This window comes from Mucilaginibacter frigoritolerans (assembly GCF_007830615.1).
Taxonomy (GTDB): Bacteria; Bacteroidota; Bacteroidia; order Sphingobacteriales; family Sphingobacteriaceae; genus Mucilaginibacter; species Mucilaginibacter frigoritolerans.
Genome location: NZ_VLLI01000001.1, coordinates 510,084 through 529,976 on the forward strand (window position 1 = coordinate 510,084; position 19,893 = coordinate 529,976).

Annotated in this window: 22 protein-coding genes and 1 pseudogene; 6 read left to right on the forward strand and 17 right to left on the reverse strand. The window is 37.3% G+C overall.

Going from position 1 to position 19,893, the window contains the following annotated elements; genetic code table 11:
• Positions 1–170 precede the first annotated feature (170 nt).
• Both JN11_RS02105 and JN11_RS02110 read left to right on the forward strand, forming a co-directional pair.
• Complete coding sequence (locus JN11_RS02105) at positions 171–470, forward strand: hypothetical protein (RefSeq protein ID WP_144909152.1); 300 nt, start codon at positions 171–173, stop codon at positions 468–470.
• Positions 471–554: 84 nt separating this feature from the next.
• On the forward strand, positions 555–788 hold the full coding sequence (locus JN11_RS02110; protein WP_144909154.1) for a hypothetical protein: 234 nt from the start codon (positions 555–557) through the stop codon (positions 786–788).
• 68 nt (positions 789–856) lie between these two features.
• Here JN11_RS02110 and accD read toward each other — a convergent pair whose 3' ends face one another.
• Positions 857–1,702 (reverse strand): acetyl-CoA carboxylase, carboxyltransferase subunit beta, encoded by an 846-nt coding sequence (gene accD / locus JN11_RS02115; RefSeq protein WP_144909645.1) that lies wholly within the window; start codon positions 1,700–1,702, stop codon positions 857–859.
• A 310-nt stretch (positions 1,703–2,012) separates the two neighbouring features.
• On the opposite strand from accD, the gene fbaA reads away from it, so the two are divergent.
• The 3 genes from fbaA (at position 2,013) to JN11_RS02130 (ending at position 3,978) form a co-directional block, all read left to right on the forward strand.
• Positions 2,013–3,092, forward strand: coding sequence for a class II fructose-bisphosphate aldolase (fbaA, locus tag JN11_RS02120; protein WP_144909156.1), 1,080 nt, complete (start codon positions 2,013–2,015; stop codon positions 3,090–3,092).
• Between the two features lie 185 nt (positions 3,093–3,277).
• A complete protein-coding gene (locus JN11_RS02125) occupies positions 3,278–3,472 on the forward strand; it encodes a low affinity iron permease family protein (RefSeq protein ID WP_144909158.1) in 195 nt (64 codons plus the stop codon).
• 35 nt (positions 3,473–3,507) lie between these two features.
• Positions 3,508–3,978 carry a GNAT family N-acetyltransferase gene (locus tag JN11_RS02130; RefSeq protein ID WP_246138926.1) on the forward strand — a complete coding sequence of 157 codons (471 nt, stop codon included), beginning with the start codon at positions 3,508–3,510 and terminating at the stop codon, positions 3,976–3,978.
• A 3-nt stretch (positions 3,979–3,981) separates the two neighbouring features.
• On the opposite strand, the gene JN11_RS02135 is transcribed toward JN11_RS02130, so the two are convergent.
• The 10 genes from JN11_RS02135 to JN11_RS02180 form a co-directional block, all read right to left on the reverse strand.
• On the reverse strand, positions 3,982–4,839 hold the full coding sequence (locus tag JN11_RS02135; RefSeq protein ID WP_144909159.1) for a beta/alpha barrel domain-containing protein: 858 nt from the start codon (positions 4,837–4,839) through the stop codon (positions 3,982–3,984).
• Complete coding sequence (locus JN11_RS02140; protein WP_144909161.1) at positions 4,836–5,972, reverse strand: glutathionylspermidine synthase family protein; 1,137 nt, start codon at positions 5,970–5,972, stop codon at positions 4,836–4,838. The genes JN11_RS02135 and JN11_RS02140 overlap by 4 nt, the downstream gene beginning before the upstream one ends.
• 2 nt (positions 5,973–5,974) lie before the next feature.
• The gene (locus JN11_RS02145; RefSeq protein ID WP_144909163.1) at positions 5,975–6,262 is read right to left on the reverse strand and encodes a hypothetical protein; all 288 of its coding nucleotides are present in this window, start codon (positions 6,260–6,262) and stop codon (positions 5,975–5,977) included.
• A gap of 9 nt (positions 6,263–6,271) precedes the next feature.
• On the reverse strand, positions 6,272–6,589 hold the full coding sequence (locus JN11_RS02150; protein ID WP_144909165.1) for a hypothetical protein: 318 nt from the start codon (positions 6,587–6,589) through the stop codon (positions 6,272–6,274).
• 107 nt (positions 6,590–6,696) lie between these two features.
• Positions 6,697–6,945, reverse strand: coding sequence for a hypothetical protein (locus JN11_RS02155; protein WP_144909166.1), 249 nt, complete (start codon positions 6,943–6,945; stop codon positions 6,697–6,699).
• Between the two features lie 51 nt (positions 6,946–6,996).
• A complete protein-coding gene (locus JN11_RS02160; protein WP_144909168.1) occupies positions 6,997–8,316 on the reverse strand; it encodes an NAD(P)/FAD-dependent oxidoreductase in 1,320 nt (439 codons plus the stop codon).
• 114 nt (positions 8,317–8,430) lie between these two features.
• Entirely contained in the window at positions 8,431–11,412 is a 2,982-nt protein-coding gene (gene secDF / locus JN11_RS02165) for a protein translocase subunit SecDF (protein ID WP_144909170.1), read from the reverse strand.
• 225 nt (positions 11,413–11,637) lie between these two features.
• The gene (locus tag JN11_RS02170; protein ID WP_144909171.1) at positions 11,638–12,120 is read right to left on the reverse strand and encodes a dihydrofolate reductase; all 483 of its coding nucleotides are present in this window, start codon (positions 12,118–12,120) and stop codon (positions 11,638–11,640) included.
• A 42-nt stretch (positions 12,121–12,162) separates the two neighbouring features.
• A complete protein-coding gene (locus JN11_RS24945) occupies positions 12,163–12,396 on the reverse strand; it encodes a four helix bundle protein (protein WP_211360626.1) in 234 nt (77 codons plus the stop codon).
• Positions 12,397–12,467: 71 nt separating this feature from the next.
• Positions 12,468–13,289: a thymidylate synthase gene (locus JN11_RS02180; protein WP_144909173.1), complete on the reverse strand. Its 822-nt coding sequence runs from the start codon at positions 13,287–13,289 to the stop codon at positions 12,468–12,470.
• Between the two features lie 262 nt (positions 13,290–13,551).
• On the opposite strand from JN11_RS02180, the gene ispE reads away from it, so the two are divergent.
• Complete coding sequence (gene ispE, locus JN11_RS02185) at positions 13,552–14,355, forward strand: 4-(cytidine 5'-diphospho)-2-C-methyl-D-erythritol kinase (protein ID WP_144909175.1); 804 nt, start codon at positions 13,552–13,554, stop codon at positions 14,353–14,355.
• 63 nt (positions 14,356–14,418) lie between these two features.
• On the opposite strand, the gene JN11_RS02190 is transcribed toward ispE, so the two are convergent.
• From JN11_RS02190 to tgt, 6 genes and pseudogenes are all read right to left on the reverse strand, one after another.
• A complete protein-coding gene (locus JN11_RS02190; protein WP_144909177.1) occupies positions 14,419–15,306 on the reverse strand; it encodes an NAD(P)-dependent oxidoreductase in 888 nt (295 codons plus the stop codon).
• Between the two features lie 4 nt (positions 15,307–15,310).
• The gene (locus tag JN11_RS02195; protein WP_144909179.1) at positions 15,311–15,589 is read right to left on the reverse strand and encodes a LapA family protein; all 279 of its coding nucleotides are present in this window, start codon (positions 15,587–15,589) and stop codon (positions 15,311–15,313) included.
• 965 nt (positions 15,590–16,554) lie between these two features.
• Entirely contained in the window at positions 16,555–17,043 is a 489-nt protein-coding gene (locus JN11_RS24910) for a DMT family transporter (RefSeq protein WP_317131264.1), read from the reverse strand.
• Between the two features lie 51 nt (positions 17,044–17,094).
• A pseudogene (locus JN11_RS24915) lies at positions 17,095–17,451 on the reverse strand (EamA family transporter); the annotation flags it as partial.
• A gap of 8 nt (positions 17,452–17,459) precedes the next feature.
• A complete protein-coding gene (locus JN11_RS02205) occupies positions 17,460–18,566 on the reverse strand; it encodes an LptF/LptG family permease (RefSeq protein ID WP_144909182.1) in 1,107 nt (368 codons plus the stop codon).
• Positions 18,567–19,697 carry a tRNA guanosine(34) transglycosylase Tgt gene (tgt, locus tag JN11_RS02210; protein WP_144909183.1) on the reverse strand — a complete coding sequence of 377 codons (1,131 nt, stop codon included), beginning with the start codon at positions 19,695–19,697 and terminating at the stop codon, positions 18,567–18,569.
• Between the last annotated feature and the right edge of the window lie 196 nt (positions 19,698–19,893).

The window sequence follows — 19,893 nt, forward strand, 5'->3', positions numbered from 1 at the left end:
TTAAACGGTGGCTTTTTTATTTTAAATAGATTTTTGATTGCCAATTGTCGCAGATGCGACACATAACTGTAGCTTTTTGCATAATTAATAATTTAAGAAATCATTTTCCTGTTGGGGAAATTAAGTGGCATGGATATTGGTTTATTTAATTATAAATTAATAATAAACCTATGAAGTCTAATAATCAAAAGCCCGAAAAAAGGCAGGAACGTCCGGAACATAATCGTCCGGATGAAATTCCTGAGAAGAGAGAGTCGGAACAGGAAGGCTCAGGTTATCATCACCAGCAAGAGCAGGAACAACAGCAGGAGGGGAATGATGCTTATTATAGTGAGCGAATTGATGTTACTCCCCCTGATCAACACGAGTTCCCTTCAGTTGGTAATGTGGAAACCGATTTCAAACCGAGTAATCATGGACGCACCACAGGCAGAATGGTGGGACAGGAGCCCGGTACTGAAAGTTTATAATTATAATTTAGCTCTTCAAATAAGAGTATCACGTAACAGGGTTATCGGGTACTGATAGCCTTTGTTATTTAAAATGTATAAATAATGGGAACAACCAATAAGCCTCTTGATAAAAAGATTCAGGAGGATAAAAATGATGCCACGAAGCCTTTTTCAAATGTAGAAAATGATAGCGCTGTTGAGATAAACAGGGCAGGCGATGCAGATTCCAGGAAATATATGGGCAGGAAGAATGAAAAGCATAGCGGCCCCAACTGGGATAAAATAAGTAAGGACGCAGATGGAGATACCGGGCAAAATGCCGGGGTTTTTAAATAAATCTTCATAACAAGTAAGGCTATCCAAAAGATAGCCTTACTTGTTATATATAATCTTTTCGAGATTGATTAGTTGTCCATCATTTTTAAAAATGATGACAATTGTTCCTTCATCTGCCTGCGATCAACTATAAAATCAAGGAAACCGTGTTCCTGAACAAATTCAGCCGTTTGGAATCCTTTGGGAAGATCTTTCTTAATGGTCTCTTTAATAACCCTTGGTCCGGCAAAACCTATTAATGAACCGGGTTCAGCAATATTAATATCGCCCAACATAGCATATGATGCTGTTACACCCCCAGTTGTTGGATCAGTTAATAAAGATATATAAGGAATTTTAGCCTGTGACAATAAAGCTAATTTAGCTGATGTTTTAGCCATTTGCATTAATGAAAATGCAGCTTCCATCATACGTGCACCACCTGATTTGGAGATCATCAGAAATGGAACTTTGTGTTCAATGCTGTAATCAATAGAACGGGCAATTTTTTCGCCAACTACTGATCCCATTGATCCTCCAATAAAGTTGAAATCCATACAGGCAATAACAAGTGGCTGACCACCCATTTTACCAAAGCCCGAGCGGATAGCATCTTTCAACCCTGTTTTAGCCTGGGTTTCTTTCAGCCTCTCGGTGTATTTTTTTGAATCTTCAAAATGAAGCGGATCGCCCGATCTTAAATCAGCAAATAGCTCTGTAAATTCGTTATTGTCAAAAAGTATAGAGAAATATTCTTTTGAACCTATCCGCAGATGATAACCGCAATAATGACAAACATATTGATTTTCAACCTGCTCAGAATAATGAAGGGGTTTTTTACATTCAGGACATTTATTCCAGATGCCATCGGGCGCTTCCTTCTTTTCCTCAGTGGTCGTAATTATCCCTTTAGTTTCCCGTTTAAACCATGCCATATCTATATCTAGCTCTTTCAATTGACTACAAAGAAACGAAAAATTATTTTAGATACGAGATTTTAGATTTAGATATAAGGCAACAAAGTGTTTTGGATAAACGAATGAAAAAAAATATTTTTTATTCATTGTAATATTTGAAATTTGAGAAAGGTTTTGATGACTGTTTTTAACATAAATGCAATTTGAAAGCTTTTATCAAAAGAAATGTAAAATATTAACTGCATTATGCTTTTTATGGCTTATAAATCAGATAATTTATGAGCAAAACCGGGAAATTTTATAACTTCGAGCCCCAATTAAAGGTCAAATGGATTTAAAAAATTATAGAGGCGTTCTGCACGGCGATCAGGTGCAGGAGCTATTTGAAGCCGCTAAAAAGCATCAGTTTGCTTTGCCGGCCGTAAACGTAACAGGCACTAATACTATTAATGCTGTTATGGAAACTGCAAAAGCGGTAAACTCACCGGTTATCATTCAATTATCAAACGGTGGTGCACAATTTTATGCAGGTAAATCATTAGATAACTCTAAACTACAGGCGTGTATTTTAGGTGCTGTTTCTGCTGCAAAACACGTTCATTTGCTGGCAGAGCATTATGGTATTTCTGTTATATTACATACAGACCATGCTGCCTTAAAATTTTTGCCATGGATTGACGGTTTATTGGAGCATGGCGAAAAATTCTTTGCTGAAACGGGCAAACCACTCTTCTCATCACACATGCTTGATCTTTCTGAAGAGCCATTGCATGAGAATATCGAGATATCAGCTAAATACTTAACCCGTATGGCTAAAATGGGTATGACACTGGAGATTGAATTAGGTGTAACCGGTGGTGAAGAAGACGGCGTTGACAACTCTGATGTTGACAGCTCACGCTTATATACTCAACCAGAAGATGTAGCTTATTCATACGAAGAGCTTTCAAAAGTAAGTCACCGTTTTACTGTTGCTGCTGCTTTTGGTAACGTACATGGTGTTTACAAACCAGGTAACGTAAAATTGCAACCGGTTATATTACATAACTCACAAGAATATTTAAAGAAACAGTTTAGTCTTACTGCTGAAAAACCTATCAACTTTGTATTCCACGGTGGATCAGGTTCAACTCAGGCAGAAATAAGAGAAGCGATTTCTTATGGTGCTATCAAAATGAATATCGATACTGATATGCAATGGGCATTTTGGGAAGGTATTAAAGATTACTATCAGTCAAAAGAAGGATATCTTCAAAGCCAGATTGGTAACCCTGAGGGTGAAGATTCTCCAAACAAAAAATATTATGACCCGCGCGTTTGGTTACGTAAAGGTGAAGAGCAATTTGTTAAGAGATTAAAAGAAGCATTCGCTGATTTAAATTGTCTTGACGTATACAACAAGTTATAATCAGTTTATAATGTTGATTAATCAACATTCAATAAACCGGTAATCAAAGGCGCTAATGTGATAAACATTGGCGCTTTTTTAGTTGTGTGTTGATGAAATATTCAGTCATGGCTAAGAAAAAAAATATTGAACAATTTGCTAATTAGGCAACTTACACCACCGGTAATACCGTTATCACCTTTTTAATGGTTTTCTTAATTCAGAAATCGCAGAACAAAGATTCGAAAGCTATACACCTGAAACTGAGCGAGATTATTGCCTCCCACCAGGGAACCAGTAACCGGATGGTAAATATTGAAGATTTGACAGAATTAGAATTGGATCAATTGCGTAAATTTTACGTGCAATTATCTAAATTAGCAGCCAAAGAAGATGCCTGACCTGTACGCATTCAATTGATATTGCCGAAAAAATAATGAAATTAAGATGGTCAACTTCCGACAAAGAAATTCATACAAAAATGCCCGAAAAGATACAAGTAAACAAAACCACGGATAGTAATGAGCTAGAAAAAGTTTTCGCGATACGCCGAGAAGTTTTTGTTGTTGAACAAAACTGCCCGCCCGAACTGGAATGGGAGTTTGAAGATGAATCTAATCACTTTTTAGCTACTGTTGATGGAGAACCCGCTGGGGCCTGCCGTTGGCGCAAAACTGACAAAGGGTTTAAGCTGGAGCGCTTTGCCGTATTGAAGAAATTCCGCGGGATGGGAATAGGGCAGGAATTGGTAAAATCGGTATTGGAAGATTTACCTGCTGATGCCGATTATGTTTACATGCACGCACAGATTCAGGCTGTTCCTTTATATGAGAAGTTTAACTTCGAAAAAACTGGTCCTGAGTTTGAGGAAGCAGGCATCAGGCATTATAAAATGATCAGGAAGTAGTATTTAAACAAAAATTTTGCTTGAATAATCCATCGCCTCCTTTAATTTGCCGAAATTAAGCGTTATGGGCTCATTTTGTGATTGTAGGTAAGCAATAACCTTTTCGGTAGCAATATTGCCTGTGAGCACATCTGCGGCCATTGGGCAGCCCCCGTAGCCCTTCAACGCAGTATCAAACCAGCGGCACCCAATTTTATAAGCAGCTTCAATTTTTTCTTGCCAGTTATCTGGTGTAGAATGTAAATGAAGACCAAATGGATTATTCTTAAACTCGTAAAGTTTTTCCATTACCTCGGTTATTTGTTTGGGAGTAGCCGCGCCAACGGTATCGGCTACGTAAATATCCTTAATGCCGGTTGCAATAAGTTTGTCAGTCCAGTTTAACAAAATATCAATATTCCATTCATCGCCATAAGGATTTCCAAAACCCATTGATAAATAAATCCTTAATGTTTTATGCTTTTGCTCACACAATTCATAAATATCCTTAACCGTATTAAAGGCTTTGGCGATATCTGAGTTTGCATTTCTTAGCTGAAAGGTTTCGGAGATGGAAAAAGGAAAACCCAGATAAGTTATTTCCTCATGTTGCACAGCTTCTTCGGCACCTCGATAGTTTGCAATAATGGCTAATAGTTTTGATTTAGAAAGACTCAGATCCAGCTTTTTTAAAACTGCAACTGTATCCTGCATCTGAGGTATAGCTTTGGCTGATACAAAACTTCCAAAATCAATAGTATCAAAACCAACTTGTAACAATAAATTAATATATGCTGCTTTAAATTCAGTAGGAATAAATTGATGAATCCCCTGCATGGCATCACGCGGGCATTCGGTTAATTTTATAGGTGATGGTATCATGGTAGAATCAAATGCGGTATAAATCTACTTAAATTGTCAGTAATTAGTCCATTTGATTCTCTTATGCCAATACCGGCAGGTTGCTGGCCAATAACCCAGCTACCAATAACAGGAAAGTTGCCGTTAAAATCAGGTAGTTTCTTTAATTCCTGAAAAATAAAACCTTCTTCACCATATTCTCCTTCTGAGCTGGCTACCAGCTTTTCATTTTCCACGATAGTAATGTTTGCGCCCTCGCGGGACAAGAGTGGTTTTTTTACATAGTTTTTTAGATTGCTTCTGGTAAAGTAGGCGGGGAGTAAATTTTTATGATACGGAAACAGTTGCCATAAAATAGGCAAAATTGCTTTATTGCTTAGTATCATTTTCCATGATGGTTCAATCCATATTGCTTTTAACTTGTCAATAATCAGGTTTTGCCCAAAAGATTCATTAACCATCCATTCGTATGGGTATAACTTGAAAATGTTTTTTATGGGTTTGTTATTTAAATCGACAAAAAAATGATTGTTATTATCCCAACCAATATCTTCAATATAAATAAATTCTGTTGTTATACCCGCCTGCATAGCGCAGTCCTGCAAATACGCCGTGGTGGTAAAGTCTTCTAATATCCCTTTAACACAAGTAAAATAAAGGGAGTCATCATATAAATAATCTATCAGATATTTCCAGTATGCTATTAACTTTTCGTGAAGAGAGTTAAACTGATCTTTTGGTTCGTCAAAGTCTTTTAACCAAAACCATTGAACAATGGAAGCCTCAAACAACGATGTCGGGGTATCAGCATTAAACTCCAATAATTTGGGTTCGCCATGTCCATCATAACAAAGATCAAATCGTCCATAAATGGCCGGGGCATCATTGTCCCATGAATCAATAATATGCGGTACTATAAACTTTGGAATCTTAAACTGATCAAAAAGGTTATGATCAATTACATACTGTACAGCCTGCAGGCACATATCCCATAACTCTGCCGTTATCGTTTCCAGCTTTGTAATCTCCTCCATTGAAAAAGTATAGTAAGCCGATTCATCCCAATAAGCAACATCGCTGGTATGAAACCCAAACCCTAACGCTTCAACAGCTTGCTGCCAGTTATTGCGTGGTTTTGTAAAAATCCTTTCCATAATCAGGATGATGTGGAAACATGAAACCCTCCCGATTCACCAAATCCACCGCGCGTTATACTCGGTTCGCTTGTATGTACTTCGGAACTTGAATATCCCTGGCGCACATATCCAAACGAATAATAGGTGCCGATTGGCCTAAATGCATAGTATCCCTGATAGCCAGGGCTTGTAGAAGTGTAATTTTCCAAAGTGTCAGTACGCAGGTATAGCCTTGTTTGCTGAGGATGACTGTTACAGCCCAATAATCCGGTTACAAGGGCCAATGATATAGCTTTTGACTTTTTCATAATAACGGATTATTTTACAGTAACATAAAATTCATAGTCTTTTTTCACTGTCAAATCAGCAGTGTTGCCATTATCGTCCTCACCTTCTGTAGTAGTGGTTTCTAAAGCAGGTATGGTATCTCTTTTATCAAACTCTTTGATTTTAACACCTTTGTTCCAAACTATATAATGAGTGGTAAGCAGGTCCTTTGTAACATCAAGATGAGTGGTGCTTAAAGATATTTCAATGCCTCCATTTCTATTAACAGTACTTACTTTATCACTGTGATCGTCGCAAGCCGTTAGCAACATAATAATAAAAGCAGCTGGTAGTAAAAAGAATTTCATTTGTAATAGGTTTAATTGTAAGATGCTAAAATACCTGGTTTGTTACATTTTTTGCAGATACACACGCCAATAAACCAAACTTTATAGTAGCAGGTTATCAACAATCATTACGAAGATGAACTGTGTGTATGACCCGATGAACCCCAACCTCCACGGCTCACCGAGCTGTGTGGTATAAAAGAAGAGCCGGAGTGATGTTGCACTGTATCATCAGCAAAATAATATCCATTTCTTCGGATGGTAGAGTTGGAGAAGTTTTTTCTGGTATTGATATTTAAGGGATGACCAAATGATGCATAACCATTTCCAGTTAAGCAGGTTAGTAATACCAGCTTTACAATTTTTGTTTTTTTCATTTTTTAATAGGGGTATTAAATAGTCAATTAACGCTTCTGTAGCCAGTTATATTATGCATCGCTTTTTGCCAAATGGTTGTCTTCTTCGGAAGCAACAGCCTCATTGTTAAACCTTCTGATAATTAAACGTGCACCTCCATTATAGGTTAGATAACTCATTGTCCAGTTAATAAAAACAACTATTTTATTTCTGAAGCCTAAAAGTGAAATAAGGTGTACAAACATCCAGATGATCCAGGCAAAAAATCCCTGGAATTTTAGTTTACCCAAATCTGCAACTGCCTTATTACGACCTACTGTGGCCAATGAGCCTTTATCAAAATATTTAAACGGAACAGTTGGTTCGCTATTTATTAGCTGTAGAATAGTTTTTGCAGTGTGCTCACCCATTTGTATAGCTACCTGGGCAACACCGGGATGTCCTTTAGGGGTTTCATCGGTAATCATAGCAGCCACATCACCTATCGCAAAAATATTTGCAGAGCCATCAATACGGCAAATACTATCTGTTTTTATTCGATTCCCTCTTTGAATAATATCTTTGGAGATCCCTTCAGGCACAACACCCATTACCCCGGCAGACCATATTACATTTTTGGTACGGATGGTTACGCCATTTTCAAATTTAATTTCGTTACCATCGTAATTTTCGACTTTAACGTTAAGCATTATTTCTACACCCATGCTGGTCAAAAAATCATGAGCTCCTTTTGAAGCATCCTCAGACATGGAGCCTAATACCCTTGGCATAAAATCAACAAGGATTACCCGCATGTGTTCTTTACTTAATTCTGGGTAATCATCAGTTAAAATATGATTCCGTAATTCGGCAAGGGCGCCTGATAATTCAACACCTGTAGGGCCGGCTCCAACCAATACAAAATTCAGGTACGGTTCCCTTTCTTCCTTACCAGTCAGTAGCACCGCTTCTTCAATATTTTGTAGTATTAATGACCGCAGATTTAAGGCCTCCGGAATTGATTTCATTGGCATGGAAAAATGCTCAATGTCCTTATTACCGAAGAAATTGGTGGTTGATCCTGTGGCTAATACCAAATAATCATAGGTCATTTCGCCAATAGTAGTATCTATAGTATTTTTATCTGGATCTACCTTTAGTAATTCAGCAATTCTGAACCGGAAGTTTTTTTGCCTTGAAAAGTTTTTTCTTAATGAAAAAGCAATAGAATCAGCTTCCAGACTGCCAGTAGCAACCTGGTACAACAAGGGTTGAAAGGTATGATAGTTATGTTTATCAATCATTAATACCTCAACAGGTTTGTCGGCAAGTTTACGGGCAACCTGTAAACCGCCAAAGCCTCCGCCAACTATAAGTACACGTGGAAATTTTGTGTTATCTGTAGTATTCATTTTGCTTTTTTTATAAGATATATTTTTACTGACGTTTAAATTTAATCCATACAATAGTAAACAAAAAAGGCCCCAAATGTTCTTTGGGGCCTTTACATAAAATTATAATGTTTTTTATTTCAGATCTTTTTTCCCAAAGTCGATGATTACCGGTGTAGCTACGCAGATCGATGAGTATGTACCGAAACATACACCAATCAATAATGCGAATGAGAAGCCTCGGATAACATCGCCACCGAAAATAAACAGAACCAATAATATCAGTAATACAGTTAACGCTGTAATAATGGTACGGCTTAATGTATTGTTGATTGCGTCGTTAATTACTGTTTTAGGATCATCAGTTTTTGCATGGTGCAGGTGAAGGAACTCACGGATACGGTCAAATACAACCACTGTATCGTTAATTGAGTAACCAATAACGGTTAATATCGCTGCTATAAATGATTGATCAATATCTAACGAGAATGGCAGAACATCCTTAAATATAGAGAAGAATGATAATACCATTAAAGCATCGTGAGCAGTTGCAACCATCGCACCTAAACTGAACTGCCATTTACGGAAACGGATCAGAATGTAGGCCGAGATAATAATGATCGCAAAAATTACCGTTAATGCGGCTGACTTTTTAAGGCCGTTTGCTATAGTGGGGTCAACCTTTTGTGAGCTTGCAATGTTAGCTGAGGTAATAGTAGTTTGTGGTGTTGAAGCAAGTGCTTTTATTAAAGCATCTTTTACCTTTTGATCGGTATTAGGAGCAGTGCTGTTAATTAAATATTTGGTAGTGATACTAATCCTGTCAGTACCAAATGTTTTAACCTCATTACCTTCACCAAGGGTCTTATCAACAATTTTACGAACATCTTCAGTAGAGATATTTGGACTATTAAATTTAACCACATAGTTATGACCTCCCACAAAATCAACTCCATAATTGAAGCCCTGGGTAGCCATTGAAATTAAACCTGCAATGATAAATGCACCAGAGAAGATATAAAATTTGAAACGGTTTTTTACGAATGCATAGTTTGCATTTTTAAAGGTATGTGAACTCCATGGGTTTGAGAATTTGATATCCCAACCTTTTTCAAGCATGTATTCAAATATCAACCTAGAAATTAATAATGAGCAGAACAATGAAGTTGCGATACCGATCATTAATGTGATAGCAAAACCTTGTATCGGGCCTGAACCAAATACATAAAGTATTAAACCGGTTAAGAATGTACTGATGTTTGAATCGAGGATTGACGACAATGCATGTTTAAAGCCATCAGTAACTGCAATTCTTATTGATTTGCCAAGTGCTAATTCTTCACGTACACGTTCATAGATCAATACGTTCGCATCAACCGAGATACCTAAGGTAAGTACTATACCCGCAACACCCGGCATGGTTAACACTGCACCAAGGCTGGTTAACACACCCATCAGGAAGAAGATGTTGATAATAACCGCAACTACTGCAACAGTACCCCCGCGGTTGTAATAAGCAATCATAAATACCAGTACCACCAATAAACCGACAAGGCTTGATAATAGGCCTGCGCTTATAGCTTCCTGACCTAATGATGGGCCAACCACAGCTTCAGCAACGATATGAGCAGGAGCTGGTAAGCGACCGGCTTTTAATACGTTGGCCAAATCTTTTGCCTCTTCAGTAGTGAAGTTACCTGAGATTGAAGATACACCTCCAGAGATTTCATTTTGAACAACAGGAGCTGAATAAACATTATCATCCAAAACAATTGCAATGGATTGTTTGCTGTTTACATCAGCCGCCGCTTCAGCAGTAACCGCTGCCCATTTCTGAGCACCGTCTGAATTCATGATCATTACTACTTCAGGGCTACCTTTTTGGTCAACGTCATTATGTGCGTCAGTAATTACATCGCCAGCTAATACCGGTCCGTTTTCGGCACCTACTAATTTGATGGCATATAACTCAAATGATTTAGTTTTATCAAGTGGTTTTACTGACCACAGGAATTTCATATTTTGAGGAATAACAGATTTTACCTCTGGGCTGTGCAGGTATGCGTTAACCTTTGCAGTATCTTTAACCTCAGCATGACCAACAATTGGGCCGCGGCCTAACTCTGCTTGTCCGTTTTGTCCTTGGAAAACCATTGGTTTCAAAACATTGAACAATGGATATTGATCAGCAAATTGTGATTTATTATTTAAAGCAGATGCACCGGTATCTTTAGATGCATTTTTCTGAACTTTATTTAATAAAGCTAAAGCGCCTTGTGCTTTTGCAGAATCAGTAGTTGCAGTTGCATTTTTAGCTACTGCTTTAGTAGTATCTTTTTTAGCTGCTTTGATTTTAGCTGCAATTAAACCGTTGATGTTGGTTAGCAACTGGTAAACCTGGCTATTATCATAAGTTTGATAAAACTCCAACTTGGCAGTACCTGATAAAAGTTTACGAACACGATCGGGTTCTTTTACACCAGGTAGCTCAATTAAAACACGATCAGTACCTTTTTGCAACTGAATGTTAGCATTCGCTACACCAAATTGGTCAATACGGGTATTGAGGATGGTGTATGATTGCTGAACAGCTACAGCTGCCTGATCTTTCAGGTAAGTTTCAACTTCAGAGTTTGAAGCATTAAATTTCAAATGATCCTGGTTATCTTTTGTTGAAAAGATAGCTGCTAACTTACCATTTGGATTAAGTTTCTCATACTCGTTAACGAATAGAGTAATATAATCTGTTTGGTTGGTGATGGCATCAGTGGTTGCCGCAGCAAGCGCCTGGTTAAACACCGGATCAACATTGTTATTCGAAAGTTTTTTTACCAGCTCGTTTAACGAGATCTGCATGGTAACGCTCATACCACCTTCAAGATCCAGACCTAAGGCCAGTTCTCTTTGTTTAACATACTGATAATTGTGTTTGAATAGCGGATATACCGGTTGTGTTGAAACAGAATCCAGATAAGCTTTTACTTTCGTCGTATCACCTTTAGCGTACACCTTAGCGTCATTTTCAACTTTGTGAGCTACCCACGTGAATGAAAGCTGGTATAAGCATACGATTGCCAGCACTATGGCGAAAAATTTAACAACCCCTTTACCTTGCATTTGAATTTAAAATATGTAATTAATTAGTTTATAAGCATTTTAAATAAGACGGCAAATCTAATAAAATTTCCTAACCATGAAATTTTTAATTAAAACAAAATGACGATAAGTGAATTTAGTTGCCGAAGATTAGAAGAAATATTATTTAATAATTGATAATGAGTGGTTTAGATTTATAAAGAAAAAGCCATTTAGCTTTTAAAACTTAATGAAAGTTACGCTTTATTAAGTTCTTTCATAAGTTATGAATGAATAGGGTAAAGAATTTTTTTCATCGGGCTGATAATCTTCACGATAAACTTCGTTCCATTCGTTTTTATTAATTTCAGGGAAAAAGCTATCGCCATCAAATTCTTTATGAACAATGGTTAAATATATCCTGTTAGTTAAATGTAACGATTGTTTGTAGATCTCTGCACCGCCTACAATAAATACTTCTTCTTCATCTTTACTTAAGGCCAAAGCGGTTTCAATTGAATTTACTACTTCACAGCCTTCAATAGCAATATCCTGACGGGTTATAATGATGTTACGGCGTTTGGGCAGTGGTTTGCCAACAGACTCATAGGTTTTGCGACCCATAATTACCGTATGGCCGGTAGTAATATCTTTAAAATGCTTTAAATCATTTGGCAGGTACCAAAGCAATTTATTGTCTTTACCAATAACATGGTTTTCTGAAATGGCTACAACTATTGTTATTATCATTTGGTCATCGGGTCATTTAGTCATTGTTGCAATGTCCAATAGTTATTTTATTGGGTTTGGTGCCTTGCCAATGAATTTTGTATAAATATTTAATTTTAGATGGATGGTTTCTAATTGTTGCATTGGCGATTGATAAGCCTCATCATTTAAACCTCGTGTTTTTGCTTTTCTAAGCCAACCTTTGGTTTCAATTATTGAACCTCTGCTAAAGTAGCAGAAGTTTTTGTTTTCTTTATAATGAAACCGGCCAAATCCTTTGGTAATGCTTGATCCAATAGAATCGTGAGGAGCGGACTACTTGTTTTCCTACAGTGTCTTTTGCGAAAATCAATCACTCAATGATATTACTAAACCGCTACTGCCGCCTTAATATGAGGCCAAGGATCATAATTTTCTAAAGTGAAATCTTCAAACTTAAATTGGAAAATATCTTTTACTTCCGGATTAATCTTCATGGTTGGCAACGGCCTTGGCTCCCGGCTTAGTTGAAGCCTGGCCTGGTCGAGGTGATTGTTGTAAATATGAGCATCGCCGAAGGTGTGGATGAAATCACCATAGTCCAAATCACATACCTGCGCTATCATCATGGTAAGTAGAGCATATGACGCAATGTTAAATGGTACTCCTAAAAATATATCAGCGCTGCGCTGGTATAGCTGACATGATAATTTACCTTTTGTTTCTCCTTTTAGCAGGTTAGCAGGTTCTACATAAAACTGGAACAGGCTATGGCAGGGTGGGAGTGCCATCTGGTTAACATCTGCAACATTCCAGGCCGAAACGATCATTCTTCGTGAGTCGGGATTGTTTTTAATCTGATTAACAACTTGTGTTATCTGATCAATATGGCCGCCGTCTGGTTTTGGCCATGAGCGCCATTGGTATCCATAAACCGGCCCGAGGTTGCCTTCGGCATCGGCCCATTCATCCCAAATGCGTACGCCGTTATCTTTTAAATATTTAATATTGGTATCGCCGCTTAAAAACCAAATCAACTCATGGATGATCGATTTTAGGTGCAGTTTCTTAGTAGTCACCATCGGGAAGCCATCCTGCAGGTTAAATCGCATCTGGTAGCCAAACACACTCAGCGTTCCTGTGCCGGTGCGGTCATGTTTTTGAGCACCGGTTTCCATCACATGGCTCATCAAATCGAGGTATTGTTTCATTTTTGGGGAGTTGATTGGATTGATTAAGTTGGATACGACTGATTAAGTAATTAATCCCATCACTATGCCTGCTCTATCAACAAAATAAATGCAAATAAAAATAATCTATCACTGGTATCCTAAAGATGTGCAAAAATAGCGAGTTGTTAATCATTTCTATTTACGGTAACATAATAACTTTGCAATAAAAGAAGGTTATTTGTGTGGCCACAGATAAACAAAAAGATCAGTTTTTAATTTATTCAATCACCCCAATCCAACAATGCTTATATTTCCTAACGCAAAAATTAATATTGGTCTTAATGTAATTAATCGCCGGGATGACGGTTATCATAATCTGGAAACTGTTTTCTATTCTATAAAAATAAATGATGCCCTTGAAGTAATAGAAGCACAGGAATTGAGTTTTGAGTCATCAGGGTTAAAAATACCAGGTAGAATAGAAGATAATCTGTGCATAAGGGGATATCATTTACTGAAAAAGGATTTTGATTTACCTCCGGTTAAGATCCATCTGCATAAAAATATTCCAATAGGAGCAGGGCTTGGAGGCGGATCAGCCGATGCAGGCTTTTTTATCCGGCTAATGAATCAAAAATTTGAGCTTGGATTATCTGATGATCGTATGATTGACTATGCCAGGAAGCTTGGGGCTGATTGTGCTTTTTTTATCAAAAACAAACCAGTGTTTGCTTTTGATAAAGGCGATGAGTTTGAACCAGTAAAGCTCGATCTGTCTGTCTATGAAATTGTATTGGTGATGCCCCCGGTTCATGTTTCGACAGCTGAAGCTTACGGAGGAGTTAAACCGGCAGAGGTAAAGCAATCGTTAATGGAATTAGTAGAGCTTCCGGTTAAAGAATGGAAAAGTCATATTAAAAATGATTTTGAAGTTTCCATATTCAAAAATCATCCTGAGATAAGAGGAGTAAAGGCTGCACTTTATGAAGCTGGTGCTATTTATGCCAGCATGAGCGGGAGTGGAGCCTCTGTATTTGGCATATTTGATAAATTGCCGGACTTGAGTGAGTTTGAAAAATCAAACCAGGTGTTCACTAATTTATAAATGATGATTTCAGATTTATTGACATTGAAGATCAATAAATCTGAAATCGTTTATCCGGGGCTCTTAAATCCCCGCATCTTCGGTTACCCCGCGTCCAATGCCTTCAACCCAATCAGTATCACCCCAACCTTTGGCTATGGCTGTCAATAAGCGGTTGTGAACGAGGGATACAGCTGGCATAGGGATTTCGCTGGCTTGTGATAGTTTGAATGCCAGGCGGGCGTCTTTATAGCCTAATGCTGATTTAAAACCAACTGGCTCATATTGCTTGTTGGCAATCAACTTGCCATAGTTTTGAAAAATTGGGGCATTGAAAATTGTTGATCCAAAAAACTCCGCAACCTTTAATCGATCTATTCCATTTTTTTCGGCTAGGGTATAAGCTTCGGCCATCATTTCAATCGAAGCCATGATCATAAAGTTGCCTGCAATTTTTACCACATTGGCACCACCATGGGTTTCCCCAAAGTCAACTATCCCCTGTCCTAAATTTTCTAATATGGGTTTTGCAATTGCTTTGGCCTGTTGATCTCCCGAAACACAGATCCATAATTTTTTTGCAGCAGCAGCTTCCGGCCTCCCAAATACTGGTGAGGTAAGGTAGCTGTTTCCTGCCTGGGTATGATGCTTAGCTAACAGTTGTGAGGTCTCTGGCGAGATGGTGCTCATAGAAATATGGACGCTGTTTTTAGGGAGCGTTTTTAAGATACCCTCTTCGCCCAAAACGGTCTCTTTTAAAACTTCGTCATCGGCCACCATAGTGATAATGGCGTGCACTCCTTTTGCAGCCTCTGCCGGACTTTTACATTTGGTGATGGATGCCTGGTCAAGCTCATCAGCTTTTGAAATTGTACGGTTAAAAATCATCAAATGATAGCCCGCGTTAATCAAATTTTGGGCCATGTTGATACCCATATTTCCCAGTCCGATAAATCCTATTTTCTTTTCCATTTTTTTAATTTATATAATCCCTGTCTTCGTCGCTTAGTGTATTGTGATTTCTATGACCATGGTCATCATTAGTGTAGTCATCTCCCAGTCGTTGTGCTTTTTTTGGACGACCGACAAGAACCCCTAAAATAAAACCTATCCCCGCCACAAACAAAAGCAAAACTAATTTTGACATGGCAAATGTGATCCATAAAAATTCAAAATTCACCCTGCCTGTATTTTGCATCAGTACTATGGTAAATAAAATAGTTATGAGGATAATGACGATTGTTTTTATACGCATGATGTTTCCGGTTAATATTTAATGCAATATCCGGTTTTTAAAAATGGAATAAAAATCCATTAAAATTTAGGGTGGTTTTTAAGAGGTGAGGCGGGATAGATTTTCATATAAAGACATCAATTTTACTAAGACCTTCATCCACAAATTAGGTGCATTGTTTAAGCGGTTTGTTGATGATTGAAATTAAGGGTAGGTGCGGATTTTTTTTAGAATTTGATTTTACAAAACAGCGCGCGTAAGACCTTACTATAAATTTTAAACAAGAGCTACAGCAATTTTCCTTCCCGCATTTATCCTCTAAAATCTGGTACGAGGATTTGTGTGAGAATAAATAAAATCAGCGCAAAAATTAATTTTGTATACCAATTGTCTTTTAAATTTCTATTTATCTAAATCTGTTTTTAGTCGATTTCAATACACTTAGCCTGATTTATTACATCAAAATCTGTTATTCTAATTGAATATTTATATATCTCTCGCAATTATACTGATTTATAGATGAATATATTGTTTTTATGATCCTTAAATGGAGCTATGCTAAAATTACTAGTATTTTGAGAATTTAAATCTTTTACATCGTTTAATTAATAGTTTATATATATATCATAAATTAAAGATTATTAGTTATTTATGTTTTTAATAAAATTGAATATATTCTATTTTATTAAATAAAATTGATGATAAATCAGACGATTTTGCTATTAGTTTTTTAATTCTTTTTATTTTGTATTCAGTACACTTATTGAGGATATGGAATTTCCGTTAAATCGATTGAATTTAGTGGGATGTGGAAATCACCTCCCGGAAATTAAGTGCCATTAGAGGGGCTGAAAATGCGAAATTGGGTATGGCGCACTTATCCCCTACCCGGGGGAGCAAGCAAGCAAAAGCATGGAAAACCAATAGGAAAATGAAGAGCTAACTATCAAGTCAGCCTGTTATTGGGGATTGAAAAGATAGTTAACTTATTGGCGATTTCTGCGCTTGGCTATTTGTTTTTGCGTTACCGGGTAAAGCATTATTGTTGATAAAATAACCACTGCGCCTGCCCAGAAACCAGGCGTCATTTTGTTGAGATCGCCGAAAAAGAAGAAGGCGATTATTATTCCATAAACCGGTTCCAGATTAGTGATCAGTGCGACTCTGAAGGCCGAAAGTTCTCGCATAACATAAACCCCTATAACATAAGCTACCGACGTGCAAACAGTGCCAAGCAGCACCAGGTATACTATATCAACATGGCTTGGAACAATTGATTTATTAAAACCATGGGTGAAAAAAAGGAATAACGTTATCCAGAAAAATGCTCCCGAAAGCTCATAAAATGCGATAACAGGGGCATTTAAATTCTTAACTAATTTTGAATTGAATATGGCAAAAAGGCTTGCCAAAAGTGCACTGCTTAATCCTGCTATTATACCCTTAGTGTATTGTGTTTCGAATTTAAATATCAATACAATACCACATATGATCAGAATTCCTGATAAAATTTCGAGCTTTGAAATACGTTTTTTATTGATGACGGGCTCTAAAATTGCGGTGAATAAAGTTATAGATGAAAGGCAAACCAAGGTGATTGCAACGGTTGATAATTTGATTGCGGCGAAGAATAAAATCCAGTGCCCGCCTACAAGCGCCCCATTAGCAATGAGCTTTAAAAAGGAGAATTTACTTACCTTGAAATTGGTTCTGCAAATGATAAAATATATCAGTAAAGACACCGATGCTATGAATACCCGATACCATACCAAGCCTACAGCCGGTATGGAAATAAGCTTGCCAAGTGAGCCTGTAAAACCCCAAACCAAAACTGTACAATGCAGTAAAATAAGGTTTTTATTTATAGAAGAACGACCAGTCATGGTGGCAATTATTTAGGTGCTTTTGAGAGTAAATAATACCCAACCAGACCAAATATTCCATTAGGAACACACACAGCTATTAAGGGGGGTAAGCTTCCTTTAATGGCGAAAACAAAGGCAAACCGGTCTACAACGATGTAAGTAAAACATAGAAAAATACCGATCCCCAAGGGTAAACCGATACCCCCACGCACCTTCCTGGAGGATATGGAAACGCCAATAAGGGTGAGTACAAATGACGATAAAGGATAAATAAAGCGTTGATATTTTACATACTCCATTTCTTTTAATGCTCCTGTTCCCCGTATTTTTTCCTTTTCAATATTTCTGCTCAACTCACTTGTTGGCATAGCCGTATAGGCGTTATCATATACTATAAAGTCTGTTGGGCGCATGTCGAGTACGGTGTCTTTAATTTTTCCTTTGCTATCGAACCAGCCCTCTTTGAGGCCGTTTATATACTTAACAGTATAGTTTCTTAATGACCATACCCGTTTAACAGAATCATACACAACAGAACCAGCACAAAGCTTTTCTCTTAATTTATCATCATCAAATTTCTCCATTATGAACTGGTAACCAGTATGAATGGTATTATCAAATGATTGCATGTACACAAACGTGTGTTTATCTAATTGTATGTGTACCTCGCTCTTTGTTGGATCCTCGCCATTAAACTGGTGAGCGTTTTCAAAGGTTATTTTTAGCCTGTTAGTAAATGGAATAAGGTAAATATTAGCAAAAAATGATACAATGAATATTAACAATGCACAAACAAAATATGGTCTTAAAAAGCGATTAAAGCTGGCTTTGCTACTTAATATAGGTACAATTTCTGTTTGATTAGCCATTTTTGCAGTAAAGAATATCACTGCCAGGAAATTAATAAGCGGCGATAGCAGATTGAGGTAAAAAGGTATAAACCCAGCGTAATATTGAAAAGCTATTTCTTTAAATGTGGAATGGTTCTTTAAAAAATTATCAAGGTGTTCAGATATATCAAAAACAACCGTTACTACAGTGAATATACCCAGGGTAAACACAAAAGTGCCCAGATACTTTTTAATAATATACCAATCAATTACCTTTAAATACCTATCTAAAATAGCTTTCATTTATAGCCTTTGTCCTAAACGGTTAACCATTATTTTTTTCCAGTTATAAAACTCGCCAGCAATAATTTTCCCCCGGGCTTCCTTAACCAACCATAAGTAAAAATGCAGGTTGTGCAAGGTGGCAATTTGCGCCCCCAATATCTCTCCCGAGTGTATTAAATGGCGTAAATATGCTTTTGAATAAACCTTGTCAGAAAACAGCTCGCTGTTTTCTTCAATGGCAGAAAAATCATTTTTCCATTTCTCATTCTTGATGTTTATTATGCCATCCTTTGTAAAAAGCATTCCGTTACGTGCATTACGGGTTGGCATAACGCAGTCAAACATATCAATTCCTAAAGCAATATTCTCCAATATATTTACAGGCGTTCCAACACCCATTAAATAACGCGGTTTTTGCTCTGGTAATATATTGCAAACCACTTCTGTCATGGCGTACATCTCTTCTGCAGGTTCACCTACTGATAATCCGCCTATGGCGTTACCTTCTCGTTCATACGATGCAATAACTTCGGCCGATTTTATACGTAAATCTTTATAAACAGATCCTTGTACAATTGGGAATAAAGTTTGGTTGTAACCATATTTAGGTTCGGTGCTATCAAATCGGTCGCAACAGCGTTTCAGCCAGCGATGAGTCATTTCTATTGATTTACGTGCATATCCGTATTCGCAGGGGTAAGGGGTGCATTCATCAAATGCCATTATAATATCAGCGCCTATAATACGCTGTATATCCATCACATTTTCGGGAGTGAAAAGGTGTTTAGATCCGTCGATATGAGATCGGAAAGTAACACCTTCTTCCTTTATTTTCCGCACCTCTGTTAATGAGTAAACCTGGTATCCACCGCTGTCAGTTAAAATAGGGCCTTCCCATCCGTTAAAACGATGTAACCCTCCGGCGCTTTCAAGCGTATGCAATCCTGGCCTTAAATATAAATGGTAAGTGTTGCCAAGTATAATTTGCGCTTTAATATCATTTTTAAGCTCGTGTTGATGTACTGCCTTTACCGTACCTGCAGTGCCAACGGGCATAAAAATAGGAGTTTGTATAGTTCCATGATCAGTAACGATCTCACCCGCGCGTGCTTTTGAAAGCGGGTCTTTAGCTGTTAAGTTAAATTTCATTATAAGGATGCAAAATTAACATAATAGTTGTAAAGGGTTGAAAATGTTTAAGAAGATAAAAGGAAGTTAATTTATAATATCTGAACAGACTATAAACGCATTAAAATGCTATTTATGCAACGTTTTAACTAATTGGAACTATTTGAACTTATTATAACTTATTACAACAATTTCAACTAATTTCCACAAATTTGTA